Annotated in this window: 20 protein-coding genes; 15 read left to right on the top strand and 5 right to left on the bottom strand. The window is 60.4% G+C overall.

Annotated features, from left to right (window positions below; translation table 11 throughout):
* The first annotated feature begins 4 nt into the window (after positions 1-4).
* From ABH15_RS10980 to ABH15_RS10930, 11 genes are all read left to right on the top strand, one after another.
* Positions 5-751 carry an ATPase domain-containing protein gene (locus tag ABH15_RS10980; protein ID WP_241648092.1) on the top strand — a complete coding sequence of 249 codons (747 nt, stop codon included), beginning with the start codon at positions 5-7 and terminating at the stop codon, positions 749-751.
* Between the two features lie 4 nt (positions 752-755).
* Positions 756-2,615 carry a type II/IV secretion system ATPase subunit gene (locus tag ABH15_RS10975; RefSeq protein WP_128694442.1) on the top strand — a complete coding sequence of 620 codons (1,860 nt, stop codon included), beginning with the start codon at positions 756-758 and terminating at the stop codon, positions 2,613-2,615.
* 1 nt (position 2,616) lies between these two features.
* Positions 2,617-4,215: an archaellar assembly protein FlaJ gene (gene flaJ / locus ABH15_RS10970; protein ID WP_128694441.1), complete on the top strand. Its 1,599-nt coding sequence runs from the start codon at positions 2,617-2,619 to the stop codon at positions 4,213-4,215.
* Between the two features lies 1 nt (position 4,216).
* Positions 4,217-5,389: a hypothetical protein gene (locus tag ABH15_RS10965; protein WP_128694440.1), complete on the top strand. Its 1,173-nt coding sequence runs from the start codon at positions 4,217-4,219 to the stop codon at positions 5,387-5,389.
* A 24-nt stretch (positions 5,390-5,413) separates the two neighbouring features.
* Positions 5,414-6,220, top strand: coding sequence for a CheF family chemotaxis protein (locus ABH15_RS10960; protein ID WP_128694439.1), 807 nt, complete (start codon positions 5,414-5,416; stop codon positions 6,218-6,220).
* 67 nt (positions 6,221-6,287) lie between these two features.
* A complete protein-coding gene (locus tag ABH15_RS10955) occupies positions 6,288-6,650 on the top strand; it encodes a response regulator (protein WP_128694438.1) in 363 nt (120 codons plus the stop codon).
* A 2-nt stretch (positions 6,651-6,652) separates the two neighbouring features.
* Complete coding sequence (gene cheB, locus ABH15_RS10950; RefSeq protein ID WP_128694768.1) at positions 6,653-7,678, top strand: chemotaxis-specific protein-glutamate methyltransferase CheB; 1,026 nt, start codon at positions 6,653-6,655, stop codon at positions 7,676-7,678.
* A gap of 2 nt (positions 7,679-7,680) precedes the next feature.
* Positions 7,681-9,615, top strand: a complete 1,935-nt coding sequence (locus ABH15_RS10945; RefSeq protein ID WP_128694770.1) for a chemotaxis protein CheA — start codon at positions 7,681-7,683, stop codon at positions 9,613-9,615.
* Between the two features lie 10 nt (positions 9,616-9,625).
* Positions 9,626-10,234: a chemotaxis protein CheC gene (locus ABH15_RS10940; protein WP_128694437.1), complete on the top strand. Its 609-nt coding sequence runs from the start codon at positions 9,626-9,628 to the stop codon at positions 10,232-10,234.
* 18 nt (positions 10,235-10,252) lie between these two features.
* Positions 10,253-10,747 (top strand): chemotaxis protein CheD, encoded by a 495-nt coding sequence (locus ABH15_RS10935; protein WP_128694436.1) that lies wholly within the window; start codon positions 10,253-10,255, stop codon positions 10,745-10,747.
* Positions 10,732-12,291 (top strand): hypothetical protein, encoded by a 1,560-nt coding sequence (locus ABH15_RS10930; RefSeq protein ID WP_128694435.1) that lies wholly within the window; start codon positions 10,732-10,734, stop codon positions 12,289-12,291. Before ABH15_RS10935 ends, ABH15_RS10930 begins: the two co-directional genes overlap by 16 nt.
* 151 nt (positions 12,292-12,442) lie before the next feature.
* Here ABH15_RS10930 and ABH15_RS10925 read toward each other — a convergent pair whose 3' ends face one another.
* Positions 12,443-14,215: a ribosome biogenesis/translation initiation ATPase RLI gene (locus ABH15_RS10925; RefSeq protein WP_128694434.1), complete on the bottom strand. Its 1,773-nt coding sequence runs from the start codon at positions 14,213-14,215 to the stop codon at positions 12,443-12,445.
* A 6-nt stretch (positions 14,216-14,221) separates the two neighbouring features.
* The gene (locus ABH15_RS10920; RefSeq protein WP_128694433.1) at positions 14,222-14,584 is read right to left on the bottom strand and encodes an EMC6-like membrane protein; all 363 of its coding nucleotides are present in this window, start codon (positions 14,582-14,584) and stop codon (positions 14,222-14,224) included.
* Positions 14,585-14,853: 269 nt separating this feature from the next.
* On the opposite strand from ABH15_RS10920, the gene rqcH reads away from it, so the two are divergent.
* Positions 14,854-16,740, top strand: coding sequence for a ribosome rescue protein RqcH (gene rqcH, locus ABH15_RS10915; protein ID WP_128694432.1), 1,887 nt, complete (start codon positions 14,854-14,856; stop codon positions 16,738-16,740).
* Positions 16,737-17,762 (top strand): mRNA surveillance protein pelota, encoded by a 1,026-nt coding sequence (locus ABH15_RS10910; protein ID WP_128694431.1) that lies wholly within the window; start codon positions 16,737-16,739, stop codon positions 17,760-17,762. The genes rqcH and ABH15_RS10910 overlap by 4 nt, the downstream gene beginning before the upstream one ends.
* A gap of 18 nt (positions 17,763-17,780) precedes the next feature.
* On the opposite strand, the gene ABH15_RS10905 is transcribed toward ABH15_RS10910, so the two are convergent.
* Positions 17,781-18,506, bottom strand: coding sequence for an FKBP-type peptidyl-prolyl cis-trans isomerase (locus ABH15_RS10905; protein WP_128694430.1), 726 nt, complete (start codon positions 18,504-18,506; stop codon positions 17,781-17,783).
* A 302-nt stretch (positions 18,507-18,808) separates the two neighbouring features.
* On the opposite strand from ABH15_RS10905, the gene ABH15_RS10900 reads away from it, so the two are divergent.
* Both ABH15_RS10900 and cyaB read left to right on the top strand, forming a co-directional pair.
* Positions 18,809-20,275: an AAA family ATPase gene (locus ABH15_RS10900; protein ID WP_128694429.1), complete on the top strand. Its 1,467-nt coding sequence runs from the start codon at positions 18,809-18,811 to the stop codon at positions 20,273-20,275.
* A 44-nt stretch (positions 20,276-20,319) separates the two neighbouring features.
* Entirely contained in the window at positions 20,320-20,847 is a 528-nt protein-coding gene (cyaB, locus tag ABH15_RS10895; RefSeq protein ID WP_128694428.1) for a class IV adenylate cyclase, read from the top strand.
* Here the strand turns inward: cyaB and ABH15_RS10890 are convergent.
* Together ABH15_RS10890 and ABH15_RS10885 are read right to left on the bottom strand one after the other, a co-directional pair.
* Positions 20,837-21,478, bottom strand: coding sequence for a metallophosphoesterase family protein (locus tag ABH15_RS10890; RefSeq protein WP_128694427.1), 642 nt, complete (start codon positions 21,476-21,478; stop codon positions 20,837-20,839). The two genes, cyaB and ABH15_RS10890, sit on opposite strands and share 11 nt — an antisense overlap.
* 2 nt (positions 21,479-21,480) lie before the next feature.
* Entirely contained in the window at positions 21,481-22,590 is a 1,110-nt protein-coding gene (locus tag ABH15_RS10885; RefSeq protein ID WP_128694426.1) for a TIGR04013 family B12-binding domain/radical SAM domain-containing protein, read from the bottom strand.
* Positions 22,591-22,700 lie beyond the last annotated feature (110 nt).

Raw genomic sequence — 22,700 nt, 5'->3', positions numbered from 1 at the left:
CGACATGCCCGCAAGCAGTTACGACAGCGACGATGGATACGGCGAGATGCATGGGCAGACCATCCTCTCGACCGGGAACTCCGAACTCGACAAGAAGATCGCCGACGGTCTCCCGCTCCAGTCGCTCTCGCTGATCGAGGGCGAGAACGATACGGGCAAGAGCGTGCTCACCCAGCAGATCGTCTGGGGGGCGCTCAAGCAGGGGTTCAACGTCGACCTCTTCTCGACCGAGAATACGAGCAAGAGTTTCCTCTCGCAGATGGAGTCGATGAGCCTCGACATCTCCGAGTACTTCGCCTGGGGCTACCTCCGGGTCTTTCCGATGCACGTCGTCGGGTTCGAGTGGACGAAGGAGAAGATGCAGGGCACCCTCGAGCGGATGATCGGGTTCATCGAGCGGAGCCGCGCTGAAGTGATCATCATCGACTCCTTGACGCTCTTCACCGAGTACGCGCAGCAGGATACGGTGCTCACCTTCTTCACGAACTGCAAGCACCTCGTCGACCACGGCAAGACGATCCTGATCACGCTGCATACCTACGCCTTCGTCGAGGACGCACTCGTCCGGATACGGTCGATCTGCGACGCCCACCTCTTCATGAAGAAGGCGCTCGTCGGCGGCAAGTACGTGATGATGCTCGAGGTCGTGAAAGTCAGGGGAGCGCGTAAGACGACCGGAAACATCGTCAGCTTCGAAGTCCACCCCGGATACGGGATCAAGATCATCCCGGTCTCCGTCGCAAAGGTGTAGATCCATGACGGCATCGCTCACGGCATCGGTTGCCCTCCCCTTCGAACCGGAGTTCATCGACGAAGGAAACGACTGCTACAACAACGTCGAGTCCTGCGCCCTCTACCGGATGCTGCCGGCCAATGCCCGCGAGTACGTCAAGGACAGCCCGCACCTCCTCGAGTACCTCCATATCCTCCCCGTCAACACCGTCGGGATCCCGCTCTTCCTCTCGGAGCTGAAGCGAGACCTAAAGTCGATGGAAAACCCGAATATCATCTATCCGGTCAACGATACGACCTTCGTCCACATCTTCCCCGACCCGAACGACGTCCGGAACTGGTACATTCCGATAGAGCCGTCGTTTCTCCACAGTGTCAAGGACTTCCTCCCCCACGTGGAGCAGAAGTTGATCGACATGATCGACGCCATGGAGGAGGAACCGGTGACCGAGAAGGCGCGGGCGGAGGTCTTAAAGAAGTTCATCAGCCAGGTCATCTACGTCAAGCAGCCCGGCGAGGCGATCGACGAGTCACGGCTTGCCGGAGGGACGCCGAAAGACCTGAAAGCCAGGATCAAGCAGTTTCTCAACTCCGATATCGGTGCGAAGGGGAAGATCCAGAAGCACCAGGCCGCGGTACCCCAGATGGCGGACGGGCGGATCATCCTTACGCAGCAGGAGTACAAGGCGCTCGAGTACCTCATGGTGCGGGACAAGATCGAACTCGGGACGCTCAAACCCTTCCTCAGCGACGAGTACATCGAGGATATCACCTGCGACGGCGTCGGGCCAATCTTCATCGAGCATAAGATCTTCAAGGGCTTAAAGTCGGTCGTCGGCTTCCAGGATTCGGGAGAACTCGACAAATTCGTCATCAAGCTCGCAGAACGGATTAAAAAGCCGCTCACCTACCGAAATCCGATCGTCGATGCGACGCTCCCGGACGGGTCGCGTATCAACATCGTCTACGGCACCGAGATCAGCAAGCACGGCAGCAACTTCACGATCCGTAAGGTCAACGAGGTGCCGTTAAGCATCCTGCAGGTGATCGAGAGCGGCGCCTGCGACTACATGATGGCCGGCTACCTCTGGATCTGCCTCGAGTACGGCATGTCGATGTTCGTGAGCGGGGAGACCGCGAGCGGCAAGACGACGTCGCTCAACGCGCTGACGACGTTCCTCTCGCCGGAGAATAAGATCGTCACGATCGAGGATACCCCCGAGCTCACGGTGCCGCACAAGAACTGGAGCCGCGAGGTCGCGAAAGGAAAAGGGAAGGGGGAAGGCGAGGGGTCAGATGTCACGATGTTCGATCTCTTAAAAGCCGCCCTCCGTCAGCGTCCGAACCAGATCCTCGTCGGTGAGATCCGTGGTATCGAGGGGAGCGTCGCCTTCTCGGCCATGCAGACCGGCCACCCGGTGATGAGCACCTTCCACGCGGCGTCGGTCGAGAAACTGATCCAGCGTCTCTGCGGAGACCCGATCCTTATTCCAAAGACCTATGTGGATAATTTAAACCTCGTGATCATCCAGAGCGCGGTGAAACTCCCCGGGGGAGGGACGGTGCGGCGGATGCTGAGCATCAACGAGCTCGTGGGGTTCGATCCCGAGACCCAGGGTTTCTCGTTCCTTGCGGCGTTCGTCTGGGATCCGGTCACCGACTCGTTCACGTTCACGGGCAAGGGAAGCAGCTACCTCCTCGAGAACAAGATCGCCTCTATGCTCGGCATCCCGGAGAATAAACGCGCCGAGATGTACAACGAGGTCGAAAAACGGGCGAAGATCCTCGAACGGCTGCATAAGGCGGGGTACACCCAGTTCTGGGATCTCTTCCATATGACCACGAAGATCAAGAAGCAGGGACTGCTCACCATCGAGGTATGAGATGTTCGAGGACGTCACCGACCGGCTCCGTGAGGCGAACAAAGGCCAGCTGCCGTTTGAGGATCAGCTCAAATCCCTCGGGAGCCTGCAGGAGAGGCTTCTTGAGAACAAGAAGATGGGGCAGGACCTCCTCTTCATGTACACCTACATGGCGGCGATCACCACGGCGTCGGTCACCCGTCCCGAGATCTTCGGCTATACGGCAGAACGGTTCGAGTACGTCCCGACCCGGTACATCGCGAAGGTCGAGCGCCTCGTGAAGGGGTGGGGGTACAGTTATGCGGACGGGCTCCGCGTCATCGCCGAGAAGTGCAGGAACGAGACGCTCCAGAGCATGCTCAACCGCTACGCAAACTCCATCGACTCGGGTGTTCCCGACGACGACTTCATCGGGACCGAACTCTCGACGGTTCGGGAGATCTACCGGAACACCTTCGAGCAGGGTGTCGAGATGTTAAAGAAATGGGGAGATGCCTACCTTGCGATGCTCCTCTCCGGCACGCTCGTTGCGATCATCATCATGATCTCGGTCGCGATCTACGCTCCCGACGGGATCGAGTCGGCGCTCAACACCTCGTATATGATCATCGTCGCCATATCCGGGTTCGGGCTCGCGATCATGTACAAGGCGGTTCCCGACGATCAGAAGACCCACGGTCTCGCCGATGTCTGCTCGCGGGAGCAGGCGACGATACGACGCATGGAGCGGATGGTTCTTCCCGTGGTGGCGGCGATATGCCTGATCCTGATCATCATCGGCGTGAACGCAGGCGTCATCTTCTTGCTCGTAGGGCTGCTCATCATGCCGCTCGGGATCATCGGGTACATCGACGACGACAATGTCGTTAACCGCGACGAGGATTTCTCCACGTTTATCCGGAGCCTCGGGTCGGTCATGGGCGGGAAAGGGATCACGACCGCGGACGCCCTGCAGGAGATCGACAAGAAATCCTTAACGAACCTCGAACCGTTCATCAACTCCGTCACCTCGAAGCTCAACCTCGGCATCGACGAGGGGGGGAGCTGGAAGCGGTTCATCGGCGAGACCGGGAGCAATCTCATCTACAAGTACATGAACATCTTCCGCGATGCAGTCTCTCTCGGCGGATCCGCCGACAGGATCGGCAAGATCGTCGGCTCGTCGATGCTTGAGCAGGTTCTCCTGCGGCGCAAGCGCGATATGCTCGTGAAGGGGTTCGTGGTGCTGCTCATCCCCATGCACGGGGCGATGGTCGGTATTTTCGTCTTCCTTTTTGAGATCCTCCTCACCATGTCGAAAGCCGTGACGGCGGTGCTCGAGACGTTCAATGAGGCGACAAGCGCCCTCTCGGGGAGTTCCTCCTCGATCAGCGGCAGCATGGCGGGGGCGATGAACTTCTTCACCGACTTCCCCGAGGCCGAGATGTCGACGTACGTGGTGACGATCTGCGTGCTCCTGACGATCAGCAACACCCTCGCCGGCAAGATCGTCGCCGGCGGAGACCGGTACATGTACTACTTTTTCGGGAGCCTGCTCTGCACCATCACCGGTATTATCTTTGTGATCGCCCCAATCCTGGTGGGGATATTCTTCAACATACCTACATTCGGAGCTGTTTGACATGAAAGAGAAGTTTCGCCGCCCGGTACTCTTTCTGGTAACGGTCACCGCAGGGTCGCTGCTGATCCTCTTTGACATCCCGCCGATCGTGATCATCGCCGGAACCGTGCTGGCTGGCTTTCTGATGCTGCTTGGCACCGGCGCGTTGCCGGTCGCCGATCTCCACCCCTCCCGGCTCGCAGCCTCGGTGCGGGTGGCGATGCGGCGGCGAAAAGCACACGCACCGAAACCGACGAAAGCCAGTGCGAAGGCTTCCCGGCGCATCCCCGATATACGGGGAGCCCTGCAGCAGGTCGTGGCTATCCTCGCGGCATTCATTGCGTCTCTCAAAAAGACCGTCGTGAAGAGCCGTGCGCCCGAGCACGAGAAGAGGGCGGAGCTCGGCAAGATCGACGAGATGCTCGATAAGGCGATCCATGATCCAATCGAGGAGCCGGAGAGCGTGGTAGCGCCCACCGCTGGAAGAGGGAGGGTGGACGATCCGCTCAGCGCTCTTGATGAGCTCGACACCTCATCGCTCGACGATCTCGATCTCGACGGCGAGGTCTCGCGGATCGCCTCGAAGTTCAGCACCGGGCAGGTTTCGGCGCTCTCTGCTGAGGATGAGAGTGCTGTCTCCGATATCCTCAAGGCGCATCAGGACGAACTTGATGATCTCGATCTGCCGCCCGACTTCGATCTTGGGAGCGAGCCGTCGGAAGGGTTCCCCTCCGCACCGGCTGCTCCAAAAGAGCGTGCGCGGCTGGCGAGCATGCCCGCACCGGAGGCCGCACTCCCGGTGGATATGCTCGGAGGGCTTGAATCGGACGCAGTCGGCGACATCCTCGGCGGGGAACTCGGCGATCTCGATGAGATAGACCTCGATGAGATCGAGATCGAGGATGAGAGCGGTTCGGGGGCAGGAGGGCTCGCGGCTTTCATCCCGGAGCCCGAGGAGCCCGACGAGGAGGAGGTCGAGGAGGAAGAGGAACCCGAGGATTTCGATATGGTCTCCTTTGCTTCGGGAGGCCTTGCCGACGACGATCTCCTCGCAGAGCTCAAATCCGACGTCAAGAAACGGAAAGCGGTCGAAGATGTCAGTCTCCTCCGGGATCTGAAAGGCATGAAGTTCAGCGGGAAGGAGCTCGCCGATGAGATGGAGGATCTGCTGCGGGCGATGAGGCCGAAACACTGACGTCACCGGGACGAGGTGGATGCTATGAAGGAAGTTCCGATTAAGGTTGAACATGAAGGGGCGTGGGTCCCTACCCGGATGGGCATCGCAGAAGATCGGATCACGATCGGGGCGCCCGTCTCGGCGGAGATCCTTTATAAATCGATAGTCGACCTCGAGCAGAAGAAGAATCAGGTCTCCATAACGACCGGCGGCGAATCCGAACGGACGTATCGGATAGCATCCGTCGATAAAGTCCTCGAGGTTGTGAAGAAGTTCGTCATCATGTCCTGCAGCGCCTACCGGCTGAACGCATTCTTCATGTCGCCGGCGATACGAGGAGGCGTGCTGGTTCAGAACGCCCAGTGGGAGAAGGGTGCTATTGCCGTCCTCAAGACCGGGATCTGGTTTGTAAGCCCGAATAAGCAGGTCTGCATTCCCCTCGGGGAGGTGGCGAGCATCAGTCTTACGTCACGCGAGATCCAGGAGAAGGAACTCGATGTGGTCAAGATCGATCACCTCATCGATAACGAGGTGGTGACGAGTTTCGTCCTCTGCCCGCTCACGACGCTGCAGGTTCTGTATAATTTCTTAAAAGAGGCCACGCAGGACTCCGAGCCCGCCGAAGCGCTCGACCCGGTTACGGCACAGGTTGCGATGCTGGTCTACAGTGGGATGGATTCGCACGCCATAGAGAATATGCTCCAGATCTCCCAGAAAGAGCTCGATGCAATCTATGAAAAGCTCCTCTCGCTCGGTGTCGCCGAGGTCATCTGTGTCAGAAAAGAGATCCAGCTGACCGCAAAGGGCGTCCGTCACATCTCCGATGCGGTAAAATCTTCAACAAACTAATTTCTCGGTAGTTACGGAATAATAAGGTCTATATAGCGTACTACACAAATACTGAACAAGGTGCGCAATGGGAAGGATTCTGATTGTAGACGACACGATGTTCATGCGGACGCTTCTGAAGAATATTCTTTTCACGGGCGGACACGATATCGTCGGCGAAGCCGGTGACGGTGCCGAGGCTATCGCAAAGTACCAGGAACTCAAGCCCGATCTCGTGACCATGGACGTCGTTATGCCCAAAGTGAACGGTATCGAGGCGTTAAAGGCGATAAAGACCGCAGATCCCGGTGCAAAGGTCATCATGTGCACGGCCGTCGGGCAGGAGCAGATGGTCAAGCTTGCGATCAAAAGCGGTGCCCGCGGGTATATCGTCAAGCCGTTCCAGGCTCCGAAAGTCCTTGAAGAAGTGAAGAGCGTTCTCAGTGCATGAGCATGATCCGGGTTCTGGTCGTCGACGATTCGCTGTTTATCCGGACACTCCTTCGAGACATGCTCAAGGACGACCCGGGTATCGAGGTTGTCGGAACTGCGGTGAACGGCATCGACGCACTTGAAAAGATCCGGACACTCTCTCCCGACGTCGTCACGCTCGATATCGAGATGCCCCGCATGAGCGGGCTTGAGGTGCTCGGGGCGCTCAAAGACGCGGAGCAGCGGCCGAAGGTCATCGTCCTCTCCACCCTGACGTCCCGGCACGCCGATATGACCCATAAGGCGCTGCAGCTCGGCGCCGACGACTTCATGCTCAAACCCCGCGACATCCACCAGGTTCGAGGGGTTGAGCGGGAGCTCGTTGAGAAGATCAAGAGTCTCGTCAGGGTTCCGGTATTCTCCGGAATCTCCTCCGTATCGGAGGAGGATGCCGAGGTCGTCGTCCTGATCGGCTCGTCTGCAGGAGGGCCGCATATGCTGGATCAGGTGCTCTCGGGACTCCGCTCCGATATCCGTGCAGCCGTCATCGTCACGCAGCATATGCCGGAAGGGTTCACCGCACCCCTGGCGGAACGGCTCAACCGGGTATCGCCGCTGCACGTCAAGGAGACCGAAAACGGGGAGGTACTCAAGAACGGAACGGCCGTGGTATCGAAAGCCGGGTTCCACTCCATTATATCGGCCGTTCCCGGGAAGATGGGGCGAAACCACGGCCGGATCGTCCACTCGAAAGCCCCGCAGGTTCACGCCGTGCGGCCTGCCGTCGACAAGACATTCGTCTCGGCAGCAAACGTATTCGGCCCTCGCGTCGTCTCCGTCCTCTTAAGCGGCATGGGTCACGACGGGGGAGAGGGAACGCTCGCGGTGAAGGCGGCAGGCGGTGTCACGATGGTCTGTGCCGAGGATGACTGCCTCGTCTACGGGATGGCACGGTCGGCACTCAGCCGCAGCTGCGTGGATAGAGTTGTACCGCTCAAGGGGATCGCCCGTGAGATCACAAAAGCGCTCGAGGAGGTAGACAGATGACGATGCTTGATGAGGAGATGTACCGGAAACTCTTTGTTGATGAGTCGCGGGAGAACCACGAAGTTATTGTGAACAGTCTCCTTGCCCTCGAGCACGGGGAAGATGCGGCCGCTATCGATGAGATATTCAGATCGGCGCATACGCTGAAGGGTATGTCCGCATCCATGGGCTACGACGAGATGGAGCACCTCTGCCACGCTATGGAGGATATCTTCCAGCTCATCCGGAGCGGGCAGCGTGACGTAACGCCGGCACTCGCCGACCTTCTCCTCTGCTGCACCGATGTCATCGAGGAGATGCTCGACGAGATCGAGGCGGGGGAACGTCCAGCTTCCGAGAAGTCCGGGAGTCTGATCGCAAGTCTCAAGGCCTTTATCGGCGACCAGCCCGATGCACCCCCGGCGGCCGGGTCCGCACCCGGCGAGGAGCCTGTAAGCAGTCCGGTGGCCGCTGCCGCCGGTTCGCTTCCCTGCTATGACGTCACGGTCACGCTCGACCCTGCCTGCGGCATGAAAGACGTTCGTGCCATTATCATTCTTCAGAACCTCGAAGCACTCGGGAGTATCCTCGAGACGACGCCGTCTCGCGATCTCCTCGAGGACGGCCGGTTCGACGGGTCGTTCTCGCTGCTCGTCGCGAGCGACGCCGGCGACGAGGCGCTGGCGACCGTTGCGTCGGGAGCGGATGTCGTGAGTGCGACGGTCACCCCGTACGACCCGTCCGAGGCGGCGGCCGATGAGCCGCCGCTGCCCGATGACCCGGTGCAAGCCCCGCAGAAGGCCGGGAAGAGCGACAAAAACCGGGAGATAAAAAATATCCGGGTCGACATCCAGCGGCTCGACCAGATGATGAACCTCGTCGAGGATCTCGTCATCAACCGCGGCCGCCTCGAACTGATAGCGAGGAAGCACGGGATCAAAGAGTTCGACGAAGCACTCAGCATGGTCGGCCGCTCGGTCTCCGACCTCCAGAACCTCATGATGGGTATCCGGATGATCCCGCTCGAGCGGATATTCAGCCGGCTCCCACGCGTCGTCCGCGACGTTGCGAACTACGACGGGAAAGAGGTCGAGTTCGTCGTCGAGGGAGGCGATACCGAACTCGACCGGAGTATGATGGACGGGCTCAACGACCCGCTTCTCCATATCATACGGAACGCCGTCAACCACGGCATCGAGTCGCCTGGGGTAAGAGAGGCCGCAGGTAAGCCGCGGAAAGGGCTCCTGAAACTGACAGCCCGCCGCGACCGTGATAATGTCATCCTCGAGATCGAGGAAGACGGCGCAGGAATGGACCCGGAGAAGCTCCGCCGTTCGGCAGTCGAGAAAGGGCTCATGACCCCCGAGAGTGCACGGGCGGCGTCGAAAGAGGAGCTGATAGGCCTGATATTCCAGCCGGGTTTCTCGACCGCCGAGAAGATAACCGATATCAGTGGACGGGGCGTCGGGCTCGACGTAGTGAAACGTTCGATCGAGGCGCTCAAAGGAACGATCCGGGTGGAGTCCGTCGTCGGAAAAGGGACGAAGTTCGAACTCGTCCTGCCGCCGACGATGGCCATCGTCGACGTGATGATGGTGCATATCAACGGCATGCGATGCGCGATCCCGGTCAGCAACGTCGTCGAGGTAGCGACGGCACGTCAGGATGCCGTTCATCATATCGGGTCGACCGAGACGATTCTGCTTCGGGATAACCTCCTTCCCATGCACAGACTTGAGGATATGTTCGGCGTGTCGACAAAAAGTGGTGATACACTTGTCGTGCTGCAGAATAACGGCAAGAAGTGTTGTATCGTCGTTGACTCCGTCGAGGGTCAGCAGGAAGTCGTGGTAAAACCGCTCAGCCGCCTGGTAGGCAGTTGCCGGGGAATCAGCGGCGTGACTATTCCCGGTGACGGGGATGTCGTGCCCGTTCTCGATGTGAATACAATGGTGTAGGTGAACCTCTATGGAACTAGATATCTATCAGACGGATGCATTGAACGAACTTGGAAACATCGGTGCGGCCCATGCCGCGACGACACTCGCCCAGATGCTGATGAGCCCGGTGGAGATGACCGTCCCGGAGGTCAAGGTCGTGGATATCGCGGATGTATACCAGTACATCGGCGACGAGATCTCGGCTCTGGTTGTCTTTCAGATCCAGGGAGATCTTGCAGACGGCGGTTACATCGTCGTCAGCATGCCGGTAAGCGCCGTTATCGAGCTGACGAACATGATGCTCGGGACGGCCGGAAGCGACCGGGAACTCACCGAGATGGACCAGAGTGCTGTCATCGAGATCGGAAACATCATGATCTCCGCCTTCCTTGACTCCACTGCCGAGCTGCTCGGCATCGTCATGCTCCCGTCTCCCCCGGCGCTCGCAGTCGATATGGCTCATGCAGCCTTCCAGTCGATCATCGCCCAGATGGCGGCCGATGTCAACGAAGTCGTCATCTTCAGTACCGAACTGCAGAGCGATGCTCCTCCCGTCTACGGAAGCATCTTCCTGCTCCCGAACCCCGAGTTACTCCGTGAAATTATCCGGTTGCTCGAAGCGCTCGTCGCGACGTAATCCTGGTGCCTGATCTCGATGGAAAAACGATTCTTTGTGGAAGAGAATGCCGTCGTCATCGGTATCGGTGATTACCGGGTCGGCTCGTTCCCTATGGCTACCGTAGGGCTTGGCTCCTGCGTTGCGCTGATTCTCCATGATGCCAGGCGCTCGGTAGGCGGACTTGCGCATATCATGCTGCCGGAGAGCCGGGGGTCTCCCACCGACAGGCCGGGGAAGTTTGCGGATACCGCGCTCTGTGCGCTGCTCGGCGAGATGGAGGCGCTTGGCTGTACCAGGGGTTCGATCGTAGCGAGGCTCGTTGGTGGAGCAAGCATGTTCGAGTACTCCGGCACCAGTCTCAATATCGGCGAGCGGAACGTGGAGGCGATCCGGTCGCTCCTGCAGGGCAGGCGCCTGCGGATCGACGCCGAGGAGACGGGAGGAAAGTTCGGACGATCGGTCATCTACCGGCCGGCTGAAGGCGGCCGGACAACGGTGAAGCGGGCTGACGGCATATGCTTCGATCTCTAATCGCTCTTCTCCTTCTCCTCTTCTGCGTGAACCCGGCAACTGCTGCCGTTGTTCTCTTTACTCCTCAATCCGATCTGCTGATACTCTCCGACGGCGTCAAGGAGATGATCAACGGCCCGTCCGGCGAGGTGATCTTTGCCACGGATCGGGGTCTTTCCGTCTACGACGCCGGCGGAGCCTGGCACGCCGTTAAGATGAACCGGAACAGCAGCGAAGGGCTTCTTCGGGATATGGTGACGGCCGTCGAGCTCGATCACCGCGGGAGGCTCTGGCTCGGGTACCCGGGCGGCCTCCAGATCTCGGACGGCACGGGCTATGAGACGATCCGGGATCAGCAGCTCCTCAAAAACCTTCAGATCAACGATATCACCCGGCGGGATGCCGAAATCTGGGTTGCGACGGGTCACTCGGGCCTGCACTGCTGCGTGAACGGTACGTGGGTCTGGTACAAGCCCTACGGCGAGGCTGGACTCGGGTGCCGGGAGATCGTGAGCATGGCGGTCGACGCCGGCACCGGGTCGCTCGTGGCAGGATCGTCCGGCGAAGGTGTCTGGGTGCTTGAAAGAGGCGCGGAACCCGACCGGTTCCGGCAGGTGACGGACGGAGGCAGACCGCTCGACCGGATGCAGCAGGTCCGCCCCGATCCCTTTGGCGGGGTATACATCTTCAACAGGACAGAGGTTCTCCGCTTCTCGCCGCCGGATACGATCGAGCAGATCCTCGACGTCGACGACCTCGGCGAACCGCTGAACGGCATCAACGATCTCGCCGCAACGCCGCATGGCATGCTGTTCCTCGCGACCGACCGGGGTATCTTCGGCTGGGACGGCGACGGCGTCGGGATGCATCTGACTGCCGGGGACGGCATCGGTTCCGATATCGTGAAGAGCGTCTTCATCGATACGGCCGGGAGGTGCTGGTTCGTCGTTCCGGGAGCCGTCGGGTACCTGCCACCGGTCGAGGAGACAAGCCCCCTCGTCATCAGTGCCCCGGCAGAGGGGGTGGCAGTACGGAGCACCGGTGCAGGGGACAATTCACAGGCAACGGTTCTCGCGACGCCCGTAGCCTGCCAGAATGCCGGCACGGCCCCGCTGCCGGAGGAGACGCGGATGGATGCCGGCGGTGAGGCACTTCCCGGTGCGGATATCTTTGCAGCGCTAGCCGCCGTGGCGAACGAAGCCCTCGGAGACTCGGCGTGGACGCTACAGCGGTCGATCAACGGGTTCGCGGTTCAGGTGACGGGCTCGCCGGTCTTCCCGGATCTCCCCGACGAGATGCCGTCGGAGGTGGCCAGTCTCGTCAGGAACCAGACCGGAGTGCCGGATACGAACTTCATCGAGGGCATCGGCGGTTCGGTGCGGGGAATCTTCGGAGAAGACCCGAATGAGACCGGACAGTTCAACGAGTCCGGCGTCCACGACCTCATCGATCGCTACGTTCCGGGTGGGATGGAGGTCGACAGGAACGAACTCCACAGCCTGATCGACCGGAGTTCGGCTGACATGAAGGCGCTGAACAGGAGCGCCGCTCCCCAGGGCCTTTAGGACGAAAACTCCTCCTTTCCGGAGAGTCCCGAACTCCTCTCGCCACATTTCTGCGATCCGGGTCATGAGTACGGCGATTCGTGCGGGTCAGTGCTTTCGGGTCTTATGGGGGTCTGCTCTGCGAAGAGTCCCTGAAAAAAGTATGGATGTTTCAGCTCTTCGAGATATCCGAGTAGTAGTAATCGCCGACGGAGATCTGCTCCCGGTCGAGGAACGAACCGGGTTTATTGATCCGCGGCCTGCCGCTCTTGTCCCGGCGGAAGGTGATACCGAGCTGCTTTAAGAAGATATTCATGCCGTCCGCCATCTCGAAAGGCCCCGTCGCCTCTCCGTGGACGCCGGGTTCGCCGTCGAAGACCAGTATCCGGTCGCTGATCATATCGATCAGGTAGATGTCGTGGTCGATGACGAGCGTGCTCGAGTTTCTCCCCTCGGCGTGCTTGCGTATGAGCCGTGCGATCTTCACCCGCTGTTCGACGTCGAGGTGGGCGCTCGGTTCGTCGAGGATGTAGAGATCGGCGTCGCGGGAGAGGCAGATTGCGATCGCGACCCGCTGCAGCTCGCCGCCGGAGAGCGAGCTCGCCGACGACTGCAGGATGGGGGCGAGCGTGAGCGGTTCGATGATCTCGTGCTGGTAGAACGACGAGTCGAACTTCGTCGTGCACTGGCGGAGGAGCTCTTCGACCGTAGCCTCCGTGTTCCCCTTGATATACTGGGGCTTGTAGGAGATCCTGACCCGCTGGTCCATCGAGCCCGTATCCGGTTCGAGCGTGCCCGCGAGGAGTTCTGCAAACGTACTCTTACCGATACCGTTCGCGCCGACCACGCCGAGCACTTCACCCGCCCGGATCTCGCCGCCGTCGACCTGGAGGGAGAACGCCCCGAAACTCTTCGTCATCGTCGGAAACTCGAGCAGCATCTCGCGCTGTGCGTCGCTTGCGTGCGCCCGCCGTTCGAAGAGCACCTGATACTCGCGGAACCTGACGTTCTCTTCGGGGAGATACCCTTCCAGGTACTGATTGATCCCGACCCGGACACCCTTCGGGTAGGTGATGATACCGTACACCGCCGGCTGGCCGTAGGCGATATGCACGGTATCGGCAAGCATATCGAGGATGGCGAGGTCGTGCTCGACGATGATGACGGGACGATCCTGGGCGAGCTCGCGGATGAGGTTTGCCGCGGCCATCCGCTGGTAGATGTCGAGGAACGGGGTGATCTCGTCGAAGAAGTAGAAGTCGGCGTCCTTCGCGAGGCACGCGGTCAGAGCGACACGCTGGAGCTCCCCGCCGGAAAGAGCGGTAATGGGCCGATCCAGGATCGCCCGGAGCGAGAGCCCGTCGATATAGGTCTCGAGCATTCCCCGCTCATCGGTGGCCGAGAGCAGCTGCCGGACGGTGCCGGAGAAGACCTTTGGAATATGGTCGATGTACTGCGGCTTGAGCGAGACTTTGACATTCTTCTGCGAGACCATCTGCAGGTAGTCGAAGAGCTCGGAACCGGCGTACTGTTTCAGCACATCTTTCCAGTCCACACTGCCGCCCGGCTCCCCGAGGTTCGGCACGAGAAGGCCGGAGAGGATCTGCACCGATGTGCTCTTCCCGATACCGTTCGCGCCGAGGATACCCGTGACTTTCCCTTCGATCGGGATAGGGAGGCCGTAGAGCACGAACCCGTTCACACCGTAGCGGTGCGTCGGCTGGCTCAGCTTCTCGGGGAGGTTGACGATATCGATCGCTTCGAACGGGCACTTCTTGACGCAGATACCGCATCCGACGCAGAGTTCCTCCGAGATGACGGCCTTGTTGTCTTCTCCGATGAGAACCGTCTCATCGCCCGTCCGTACGCGGGGGCAGTAGAGTATGCACTCCTTCCCGCACTTGACCGGGTGACACCGGTTCCTATGAACGACTGCTATACGCATGGTGCATCACAGTACGTTTGCTGTCAGAAGGAGCGTCCAGGTGATAAACCAGAGGGCGAATGCCATGAACCCCTGATAGAACCAGTCTTTCCCGGTCAGCTCCATGTAGTCGATCTTCAGGAGCATGAAGACGTGTTTCTGAAACACGATACCCGCAAGGAGGAGAATCAGTCCGATGATGGCGTTCTGCTGCAGGCCGGTTGCCGGGTCAGGGGTGCCGGCAAGGTAGAACGCGAGCCCTCCCGTAATAATTCCCATAAAGCAGGCGACGAGCGTACGCCTGATGCGCTTCTCGTGCTCGGCCCGCTTCTCCGCACGGGTCTTCACACCGCCTTTTCCGCTCTTATTCTCTATCGCTTCATCACTCATTATGACACCAGTGGATGAAATGTTCCTGCACGCGGCAGATGGATATTTCAGAATCGGTCCGGCCTCGTTCGGTGCTGCTGTCCGGCTGGTCCCGGGTTTTCACCGAAGGGCGGACGCTGAATCACTATAGAATAGGGTCTTCTCCGGTTATAAAGGTGAGTCCCTGCACGAATCAGACGGCCGAAGATCAAAAAACCCTGCCGTGCCCTCCGTTACCACAGGCCCGGCGGTTATTTTAAGGACAAGGCCCGTACAGTATTCCGGAACCAATGGCAACACTTCAGGGAATGAGCGGGGTGGATATCCGGGCGATCGTTTCGGAGCTGAACGCCCGGATACCCCTCTGGATCGGAAAGATCTATCAGTTCGACGATAAATCGGTTGGCATCAGGCTGAACGGCGAGGAGAAGGCGAAATATTTCTTCCTGGCTGAGCCGGGGAGGCGCGCCCATCTGGTCGGCGAGCTTCCGACACCGCCGAAGAACCCCCCGAGCTTTGCCATGCTGCTTCGAAAGCACCTTGAGGGCGGCAGGGTGCTCGGGGTAGAGCAGCTCGGCCTTGAGAGAACCTTCGCCCTTGCCGTCGGGAAGAGGGGTACGACGTATCACCTCGCCTTCGAACTCTTCGACGACGGAAACGTGATCCTCTGCGATGCTGACTGGACGATCATCAAGCCCCTCTGGCACCACCGGTTCAAGGCCCGCGAGGTCATTCCGGGTGCGACATACGAGTTCGCGAATAGCGACTGCTCGGAGCTTTCGCTTGAGGAGTTTGCGGCGATGCTCCGCGAGTCCGACCGCGACATCGTCCGGACGCTCGCCGTCGCCTGCATGCTCGGAGGCCAGTATGCGGAAGAGGTCTGCTCGCGAGCGGGTGTGGATAAGATGCTCCCGGCAGGAGAGGCAGACGCGGCGGCGCTGCATGCGGCTCTTTTAGACCTTCTCGATCAGGTCGCGACCAGGCGCGAGCCGGTCATCACCCCGTCGGGCTGCTGGCCTATCCCGATCGGGAACGCGCCTGTTCTTCAGCGGTTCGAGACGTTCAACGAGGCGTTGGGTGCATTCTATCCTGCAGCCCGGAAGGAAGAGGTGAAGGCAGGCAAACCGCGCCTGACAAAGGAAGAGAATATCAGAAAGCGGCAGCTCGAGGCTATAACCGGGTTTGAGAAGAAGATCGAACGCTACGAGCATGTCGTGGAACGGCTCTATGAGAACTACACGCTCGTCGCGGACGTCATTACAACACTCGAGAATGCGAGCAGGCAGCGGTCGTGGCAGGAGATCGAGGAGATCCTGAAGGGGAGCAACCACCCCGCGGCGCAGGTGATCCGTGCCGTCTACCCTGCCGAAGCGGCGGTCGAGGTGGATATCGGCGAGCGGGTGAAGATCTTCATCCACGAGACACCCGAACAGAACGTCGGCCGTTACTACGACCAGATCAAGAAGTTCAAGAAGAAGAAGGCCGGGGCTCTCGCCGCGATGGCGCGGGCGATCGTGCAGAAGCCCTCCCGGAAAGCCACGCTTGCGGTGCAGAAGAAACGCTGGTTCCACCGGTTCCGGTGGTTCTATACGACCGATAACGTCCTCGTCCTCGGCGGGAGGGATGCCTCACAGAACGAGGAACTCGTCAAGCGGTATATGGAGGGCGGGGACACGTTCGTCCACGCCGATGTCCACGGAGCGAGTATCGTCATCGTCAAGGGGACGACGGCGCATATGGACGAGGTGGCGCAGTTTGCGGCATCCTATTCGAACGCCTGGAAAGCCGGCCACTTTGCGGCGACCGTGTACGCGGCGCGTCCCGACCAGGTGAGCAAGACGCCTGAGTCGGGCGAGTTCGTTGCCCGCGGCGCTTTCATCATCCGCGGGGAGCGGACCTATTTCCGGAACGTGCCGCTCGGCGTCTCTATCGGCCTGCAGATGACGCCCGAGGTGGCGGTCATCGGCGGGCCTCCGGATGCGGTTGCAGACCGGACGAAGGTGCGCATCAACCTGCTGCCCGGCCAGTTCGAGCCGAACGATACCGCGAAGAAGGTCGTTCGCGCTCTGCGCCAGCAGCTCTCGGAGGATGAGTGGACGGGCCTGAAAAGCGTGCTGAACACCGAAGCGGTCGCGGGGTTCGTGCCGCCGGGCGGATCGGATATCATAGAGGCATGAAGGCGGAATATCTCGAGATCAAGCGTTCTTACGGCGAGATTCGGCTCTTCCCGGAGACGCTCGACGACATCTGGCATCTTCTGCACCTGATTGCCCCGGGCGACCTCGTCTTTGCGACGACGTTCCGGAGCGTGGAAGCGGCAAGCGATAAACTCCGTCCCGAGAAAGCGGAGAAGCGGCCGGTCCGGCTCGGAGTGCGGGTGGAGAAGGTCGAGTTTCACCACCACGCAAACCGTCTCCGCATCACCGGTATTATCGAGAGCGGGATGGATGCCGGCATGTACCATACCCTGAACGTCGAACCGGGATACGAGCTCTCGGTCATCAAGCAGTGGCGGCCGGTCGACCTTGCACGGGTCGAGCGGGCGGTTGCGGCATCGATCTATGGTGTCGTGCACGTCGTGAGCATGGAGGAGGGTGAAGCGGAGATATTCCGTCTCCGGCAGTTCGGCCCCGAGCCCGTCACCACCATCACCCTCGGGCGGAGCAAGGGGGCGGACCAGGATGCACGGTCGGGACTCTTCGAAAAGACCCTCGAGTACGTCAGGGATGTGACCGGCCCCTTGATCATCGCAGGTCCTGGCTTTGTCAAGGATGATTTTGCCGCATTCCTCCGGCGGGAGGCTCCGGAGCGTGCCGACCGTATGGTCGTCGTCGAGACGCGGCGCGTCGGCCGCGGTGCTGTACAGGAGGTTGTGGGCCTCGGTGTTCTCGACCAGCTCGCAGGCGATCTCCACCTCGCCCGCGAGGTCCGGATGATGGATGAGGTGCTGGCACGGATTGCCAAGGACGGCGCCGTCGCTTACGGTATCGGGGAGGTCGAAAAGGCGATCGACTACGGTGCCGTCGAGACGATCCTTGTCATCGACACCCTGCTCCGTGACGCGGCCGCCGCCGTCGCCATCGAGCGTGCCGAGTTCGTCAACGCATCGGTGGTGGTGCTGAGCACCGAGTTCGAACCGGGGCAGCGCCTCCTGGCTCTCGGCGGTGTTGCTGCGCTCCTGCGGTATAAGATCGAGTGAAAAAAGGATTGTGAGGAGTTACTCCCCGGTCTCTTCGCTCTCTGCTTCTACGATAGCTTCTGCGGGCGGCATCTCTTTCGGCTCGGGCCGCTTGAAGACTTCCTTCATTACGACCTCGTTGATATCTTTCATGTACTCGAAGATCTCGCGGATCAGGGTGCCTCTCCAGACCATCCAGCGGCGGTCGTAGGTGATCGCGGGCGGGAGGAGGAACTCGGCCGTGCCGTCCGTAACGGAGAACTCGATGTCGGTTCTGCCGGTGTAGAGCTTGATAAGGCCGCGGATCTGTTCGTTTGCATCCTCGACCTTCTCTTCGATCTTGTAGTGGTAAGTGAGTGTCTTGCCGGCGAGCGGGTGGTTGAAATCGACGAGCGCTCTCTTGCCGATGACGTTGACGACAACACCTTCGCGGTTCTCGACTTCGATCCGCATCCCCACTTTCGGCTTCTCCCGGAACTGGGAGGTCTGTATCGACCGGACGGCGGTTTTATCGTGCTCACCGAATGCTTTCTCCGCCGGCACCTCGACGTCGCCCTCGTCACCGACTTCCTTGCCGACCAGGGCTTCCTCGAGGCCGATGATCACGTGGTGGCTGCCGACACGGATGGTGACGGGGCCGTACTCGGCCTGCGGGTTGTACATCCCCTCCTCTTTTGCGGTCTCTTCGGAGGTGGTATCAAAGACATTGTCACCCACACTCCCGGTGTAGGTGAGCTTAACAAAATTTCCTTCTTCAATTGCCATACAATTCACCCTGGTGATACTATGTTCAAACGGATTCCCGCAAGTGCACCATACGTCCGGTATCATGCACTGCTTCGATGTTCCATTTCATTTGTTGCGAATGGTATTTATAGGTGATTCCATGATCCCCGGAAGCGTCGTGCAGAACGGTCTATTCGACTGAATCCATCATCCCGGCCGGATATTCTCCGGCTCACGCTCCGGCGCTCTCACGGGATACCTGTTCTGTTCTGTCCACATCTCTGCATCAGCTTGAAGTAGGTGCAGAGCCAGGACAGGTCGGACGCAAGGAGGAGCGAACGATGGAACCGGTTATCAGGGGTCTTTCCCGGAGCCCGTACGCGCCGTGCCCGCCGGAACTCTTCGCCGGGCGGGAACCGGAGCGCGTGCGGATTATGGAGACGCTCTCCCTGGCACGGGAGGCGGGTCAGGTGGCGATGATATCGGGAAAGGCAGGATCCGGGAAGAGTTCGCTTTTGAACTGGGCTACGGGAGCGGCCCTGCCGGGAGGCGAAGAGCACCTCTCGGTGCACCGGGAGTTTTACGAGACGACCGATATGGTCTTTTCCGTTTACCGTGATATCCTGACGGCGATCCGGCAGAGCGGCCCTGCCGCCGCAGGCTCCGACCCGGCGATCCGGCAGGCCTCGGATATCGTCGACCGGTACGTTGCACGCATTGATCCGGTCGGTCTGCTTGCACGGGTCGGGGAGGAGATCATCGGTGTCTTTGCGGACGTCGGCGACGTTCCGGCAGACCGGGTGCTCTCTACGTATCCCGCTGCCATCAAGGCCTTCGGGGAGACGATGAGCAGGAACGGCGGTGTGTTTGTCCTCCTGCTGGATAACCTGGAGTGGGCTCCGGAGCCCGACCTCCTCCTCACGCTGGAACTCATCCGGCAGCGTCCGCCGGGCATTGCTCTTGTTCTCGCCTGCGACTCCGGCGACCGTCTCCGCTACCCGCAGGTGCTGGAGGCGCTCAGAGGTGTGAGGGGGACGGAGATCCGCCTCGGTGGCCTTGAAGCGCCCGGGGTCGGTGACCTTGCCCGGCGGCGGTTCGACCGTGCGGTGCCGGACGAAGTCTCCGAGCTCCTTGCACACACGATCGCCGATCCGCTCGGGCTCATGGTCTTCTTCGCCCTGGCCGGGTGGCGGGGTCTGACATTGGACGAGAAGGCCGTCCGGGTCCTCCTCCCGGAGCTACGGAACCCTGCGGCATCCATCTATGCCGAAGCGGAGCCTCTGCAGCAGGGGCGGGCGAAGACTCTCGCGGTTCTCAATCCGCCGTTTCACCCGGCGGTCGCCGCGTGTATGCTCACGGAGGAGCGGATGAGTCTTTCAGAGGTCGAGACCTCGCTTCCGGAGAGCACGCTCTTTCGGAGCGTGGGGAGGCATGGGTACGACTTTGCGCATCCTCTGATCCGGGAGTACTGCACGTCCCTCGTTCCTGAGGCTGAGCGGCTCCTCCTGCACGGCAGGGCGGCGTGTTGCACCGAGCGCTTCCTTGAGCGCCTGCCCGGGCGGCAGCATGCCCTCGTCTCTCTTGTCCGCCATCTCTTCTCGGCCGGCGAGTATGCCCGGGCGCTTGCCCTCTCACACGAGCTCGGGCGGCGATACTACGAGGTCGGTGCGTACGACACCGCCCGTATACTGGCACGGCAGGCGGTAGTCTCGGCAGAAAAGACGGAAAGCAGCGACGCCCGTGCTGCTGCGGAAGAGCTCCTGCACCTGATCCTCCGTGCCACGGAAGGCCGGGCGGATGGTGCGTGATATTATGGCTGGAGGGCGAAGACGTAAACGGAAGTGTTTGAGCAGTGCTTGAAGTGGAAGTGAAGTACGCCGTCCCGAGTCTCGACGAGGTCAGGGCACGGCTCATTGCGCTCGGGGGAGAGATGTGCGGTTCGGGGCATGAACGAGACGTCTATTACAATGCCCCCCACCGTGACTTCGGCGAGACCGACGAGGCTCTCAGAGTCAGGTATACGGAAGGGTCGTGCAGCGTCACGTACAAAGGCCCGAAGATCCGGCTGAAGGGTACGAAGGCACGCGAAGAGTTCAACCTGCAGGTTGATTCAGGTACTACCGTCGAAGAGATACTCGGCCGCGTCGGGTTCGTGGCAACCGCAGAGGTGAATAAAGATCGCGAGTTCTTCGGGATACGGGGTGCTACCGTCACCCTCGATGCCGTCGAGAAACTCGGCACGTTCATCGAGATTGAAGTGCTTGCAGAAGAGGATGGGGAGAACGCTGCGGACCTGGTGAATATTCTTGCAAAAGAACTCGGTGTAGAGGGTCCACCGCTCCACACGTCGTATCTTGAGATGATCCTCTCTAAACAGTGATCAATTCTATTCTAATATCTTTTGGCTCCGATCCGAAGTGGATGAGCGCTCCATATCCCTCTGAGGCAGGGCCTGGGTTGACGACCTTGACGCCGTCGATATCGGTGACCCCCCGCGCCTCATGGATATGCGCGCAGCATATGAGGTCGAAACGGTTCATGTGTTCTCTGATACTCTGGCTGCCGACATGGTCGTCGCCGACGCTGTCGAGCGCCCCGTACGGCGGAGCATGCGCGAGCAGAACGTTGTGAACGTTCTTCTCCATCGCTCCGACGAGACGTGTCATAATCGTGCCGATCTCTTCTTCGCTCAGTTCAAATGGTGTGCTGAACGGCGTCTTGTTCGAACCCCCGATGCCGGCAAGGGTGACCTTCCCGAGCGCCATCCACGAGTTGTGGAGGCAGACTGCGTCGGAGTGTTCGAGGACGTCGATGATCTCGCGGGGATCACAGTTCCCCGGGACTGCAAAACACGGTACTTCGATGCTGGAAAGCACTGAATCTACAGGCTCAAGTGGACCGAAATTGGTGATATCGCCTGCTATGATGACTGCATCGTAGTCGTAAATCTGGAAACTCTCGAGTTTCCCGTATTGACCGTGCAGATCTGCTAGGAGTAGCACATCCATCATGTCTATACATGAGAACTTTGTCTAAAAAACCTTATCTCATGTTCCATCCATGAACCCGTTATTTTCCCTGCAAGCGCGAGGCGACCGAGTATCTTCTGCGTTTCCGGCAGCAGCGGGTGGGGCTCCGCCGCGGCAAGCGGGGTTCCCGGGAGCGGCATGAAGTAGTGGACGTGTGCCTGACCGGAGCGCGTGACCGACTGTATCAGGTCGACCGTCGCGATCTCGTCCTCCTCGTCCTCTCCGGGAAGCCCGAGGATGAAGTCGACCGTCGGGGCGAGTGCATGCTCCCTGCAGCAATCGACGGCGGAGAGAACGTCGTCCACCGTATGGCCGCGCCGGATCTGCCGGAGGATCCGGTCGCTCCCCGACTGGGCACCGAAATGCAGCCGGGTATTGGCGCAGTACTGCACGACGAGCTCGAGGGATCGGTCGGTGACGAACTCGGGCCGCACTTCTCCGGGAAACGTACCGAAGTAGATACGGTTCTTCAGGCGTGACAGCAGGCGCTCCACCCGGTCGAACCGGGGGTGGATCCCGTCGGAACCGTAGGCAAAGGCGTTCGGGGTGACGAGCCGGACGTCCCGGAACCGGGCGGTGGCGGCTGCGATCTCGTCGATAGACCGGTGCCGCATGCACCTGCCGAAGAGCCGCGGTGTCTGGCAGTAGCCGCAGCCGAACGGGCACCCGCGGCTGATCTCGGTATAGCCGAAGACCGTCGTAAAGGGAGGGTAGGCATCGAGGAGCACGGTATGGTCGGCAGGTGTATAGCCCGATTTCGTGGCGACACCGGGTGGAATCTCGTCCCCCCGCTCGAGTGCGGAGATGAGCCGCGGCAGCGTATACTCGCCCTCGCCGACGATGACGTAATCCGCATAGGCCGCGACGTCACTGTAGCAGGCGGACGCGTGCGGGCCGCCGACGATGGTGATGCAGTCCGCGTCCGCGATCTCGTCCCGGTAGGTGCGCTCGGAGATGGAGGTGAGACTGTAGCAGGTGATATCGCCGGAGGGCTCGCTCACCGGATCGAGACGGTACCCCGCCAGTTCGCAGGCAGCGTAGAGGGCCGCGTATGAGTTGTTTGCCGGGGGTATATGACGCCAGTTCACCTTCATGGATGTACCTTCCTCCATTGGATGCTCGCGATACTATGGGGTGTGACTCACCAAAAAGTGCTGGCATTGGGTGAGGGGAGAGAGGGGTGCGGACAGCCCGGAACGGTTGC

Origin of the sequence: Methanoculleus taiwanensis (genome assembly GCF_004102725.1) — an archaeon.
Classification (GTDB): domain Archaea; phylum Halobacteriota; class Methanomicrobia; order Methanomicrobiales; family Methanoculleaceae; genus Methanoculleus_A; species Methanoculleus_A taiwanensis.
This window is presented reverse-complemented; position numbering and strand designations above follow the sequence as displayed.

Excerpts from the sequence above, each read along its gene's own strand:
- ABH15_RS10965 (WP_128694440.1), top strand. The coding sequence starts at position 4,217 with ATGAAAGAGAAGTTTCGCCGCCCGGTACTCTTTCTGGTAACGGTCACC.
- ABH15_RS10980 (WP_241648092.1), top strand. The coding sequence starts at position 5 with ATGCCCGCAAGCAGTTACGACAGCGACGATGGATACGGCGAGATGCAT.
- ABH15_RS10885 (WP_128694426.1), bottom strand. The coding sequence starts at position 22,590 with ATGAAGGTGAACTGGCGTCATATACCCCCGGCAAACAACTCATACGCG.
- ABH15_RS10910 (WP_128694431.1), top strand. The coding sequence starts at position 16,737 with ATGAAGGCGGAATATCTCGAGATCAAGCGTTCTTACGGCGAGATTCGG.
- ABH15_RS10945 (WP_128694770.1), top strand. The coding sequence starts at position 7,681 with ATGCTTGATGAGGAGATGTACCGGAAACTCTTTGTTGATGAGTCGCGG.
- cheB (WP_128694768.1), top strand. The coding sequence starts at position 6,653 with ATGATCCGGGTTCTGGTCGTCGACGATTCGCTGTTTATCCGGACACTC.
- ABH15_RS10905 (WP_128694430.1), bottom strand. The coding sequence starts at position 18,506 with ATGGCAATTGAAGAAGGAAATTTTGTTAAGCTCACCTACACCGGGAGT.
- ABH15_RS10920 (WP_128694433.1), bottom strand. The coding sequence starts at position 14,584 with ATGAGTGATGAAGCGATAGAGAATAAGAGCGGAAAAGGCGGTGTGAAG.
- ABH15_RS10955 (WP_128694438.1), top strand. The coding sequence starts at position 6,288 with ATGGGAAGGATTCTGATTGTAGACGACACGATGTTCATGCGGACGCTT.
- ABH15_RS10925 (WP_128694434.1), bottom strand. The coding sequence starts at position 14,215 with ATGCGTATAGCAGTCGTTCATAGGAACCGGTGTCACCCGGTCAAGTGC.
- ABH15_RS10930 (WP_128694435.1), top strand. The coding sequence starts at position 10,732 with ATGCTTCGATCTCTAATCGCTCTTCTCCTTCTCCTCTTCTGCGTGAAC.
- ABH15_RS10975 (WP_128694442.1), top strand. The coding sequence starts at position 756 with ATGACGGCATCGCTCACGGCATCGGTTGCCCTCCCCTTCGAACCGGAG.
- flaJ (WP_128694441.1), top strand. The coding sequence starts at position 2,617 with ATGTTCGAGGACGTCACCGACCGGCTCCGTGAGGCGAACAAAGGCCAG.
- ABH15_RS10935 (WP_128694436.1), top strand. The coding sequence starts at position 10,253 with ATGGAAAAACGATTCTTTGTGGAAGAGAATGCCGTCGTCATCGGTATC.
- ABH15_RS10960 (WP_128694439.1), top strand. The coding sequence starts at position 5,414 with ATGAAGGAAGTTCCGATTAAGGTTGAACATGAAGGGGCGTGGGTCCCT.
- ABH15_RS10940 (WP_128694437.1), top strand. The coding sequence starts at position 9,626 with ATGGAACTAGATATCTATCAGACGGATGCATTGAACGAACTTGGAAAC.
- ABH15_RS10900 (WP_128694429.1), top strand. The coding sequence starts at position 18,809 with ATGGAACCGGTTATCAGGGGTCTTTCCCGGAGCCCGTACGCGCCGTGC.
- rqcH (WP_128694432.1), top strand. The coding sequence starts at position 14,854 with ATGGCAACACTTCAGGGAATGAGCGGGGTGGATATCCGGGCGATCGTT.
- ABH15_RS10890 (WP_128694427.1), bottom strand. The coding sequence starts at position 21,478 with ATGATGGATGTGCTACTCCTAGCAGATCTGCACGGTCAATACGGGAAA.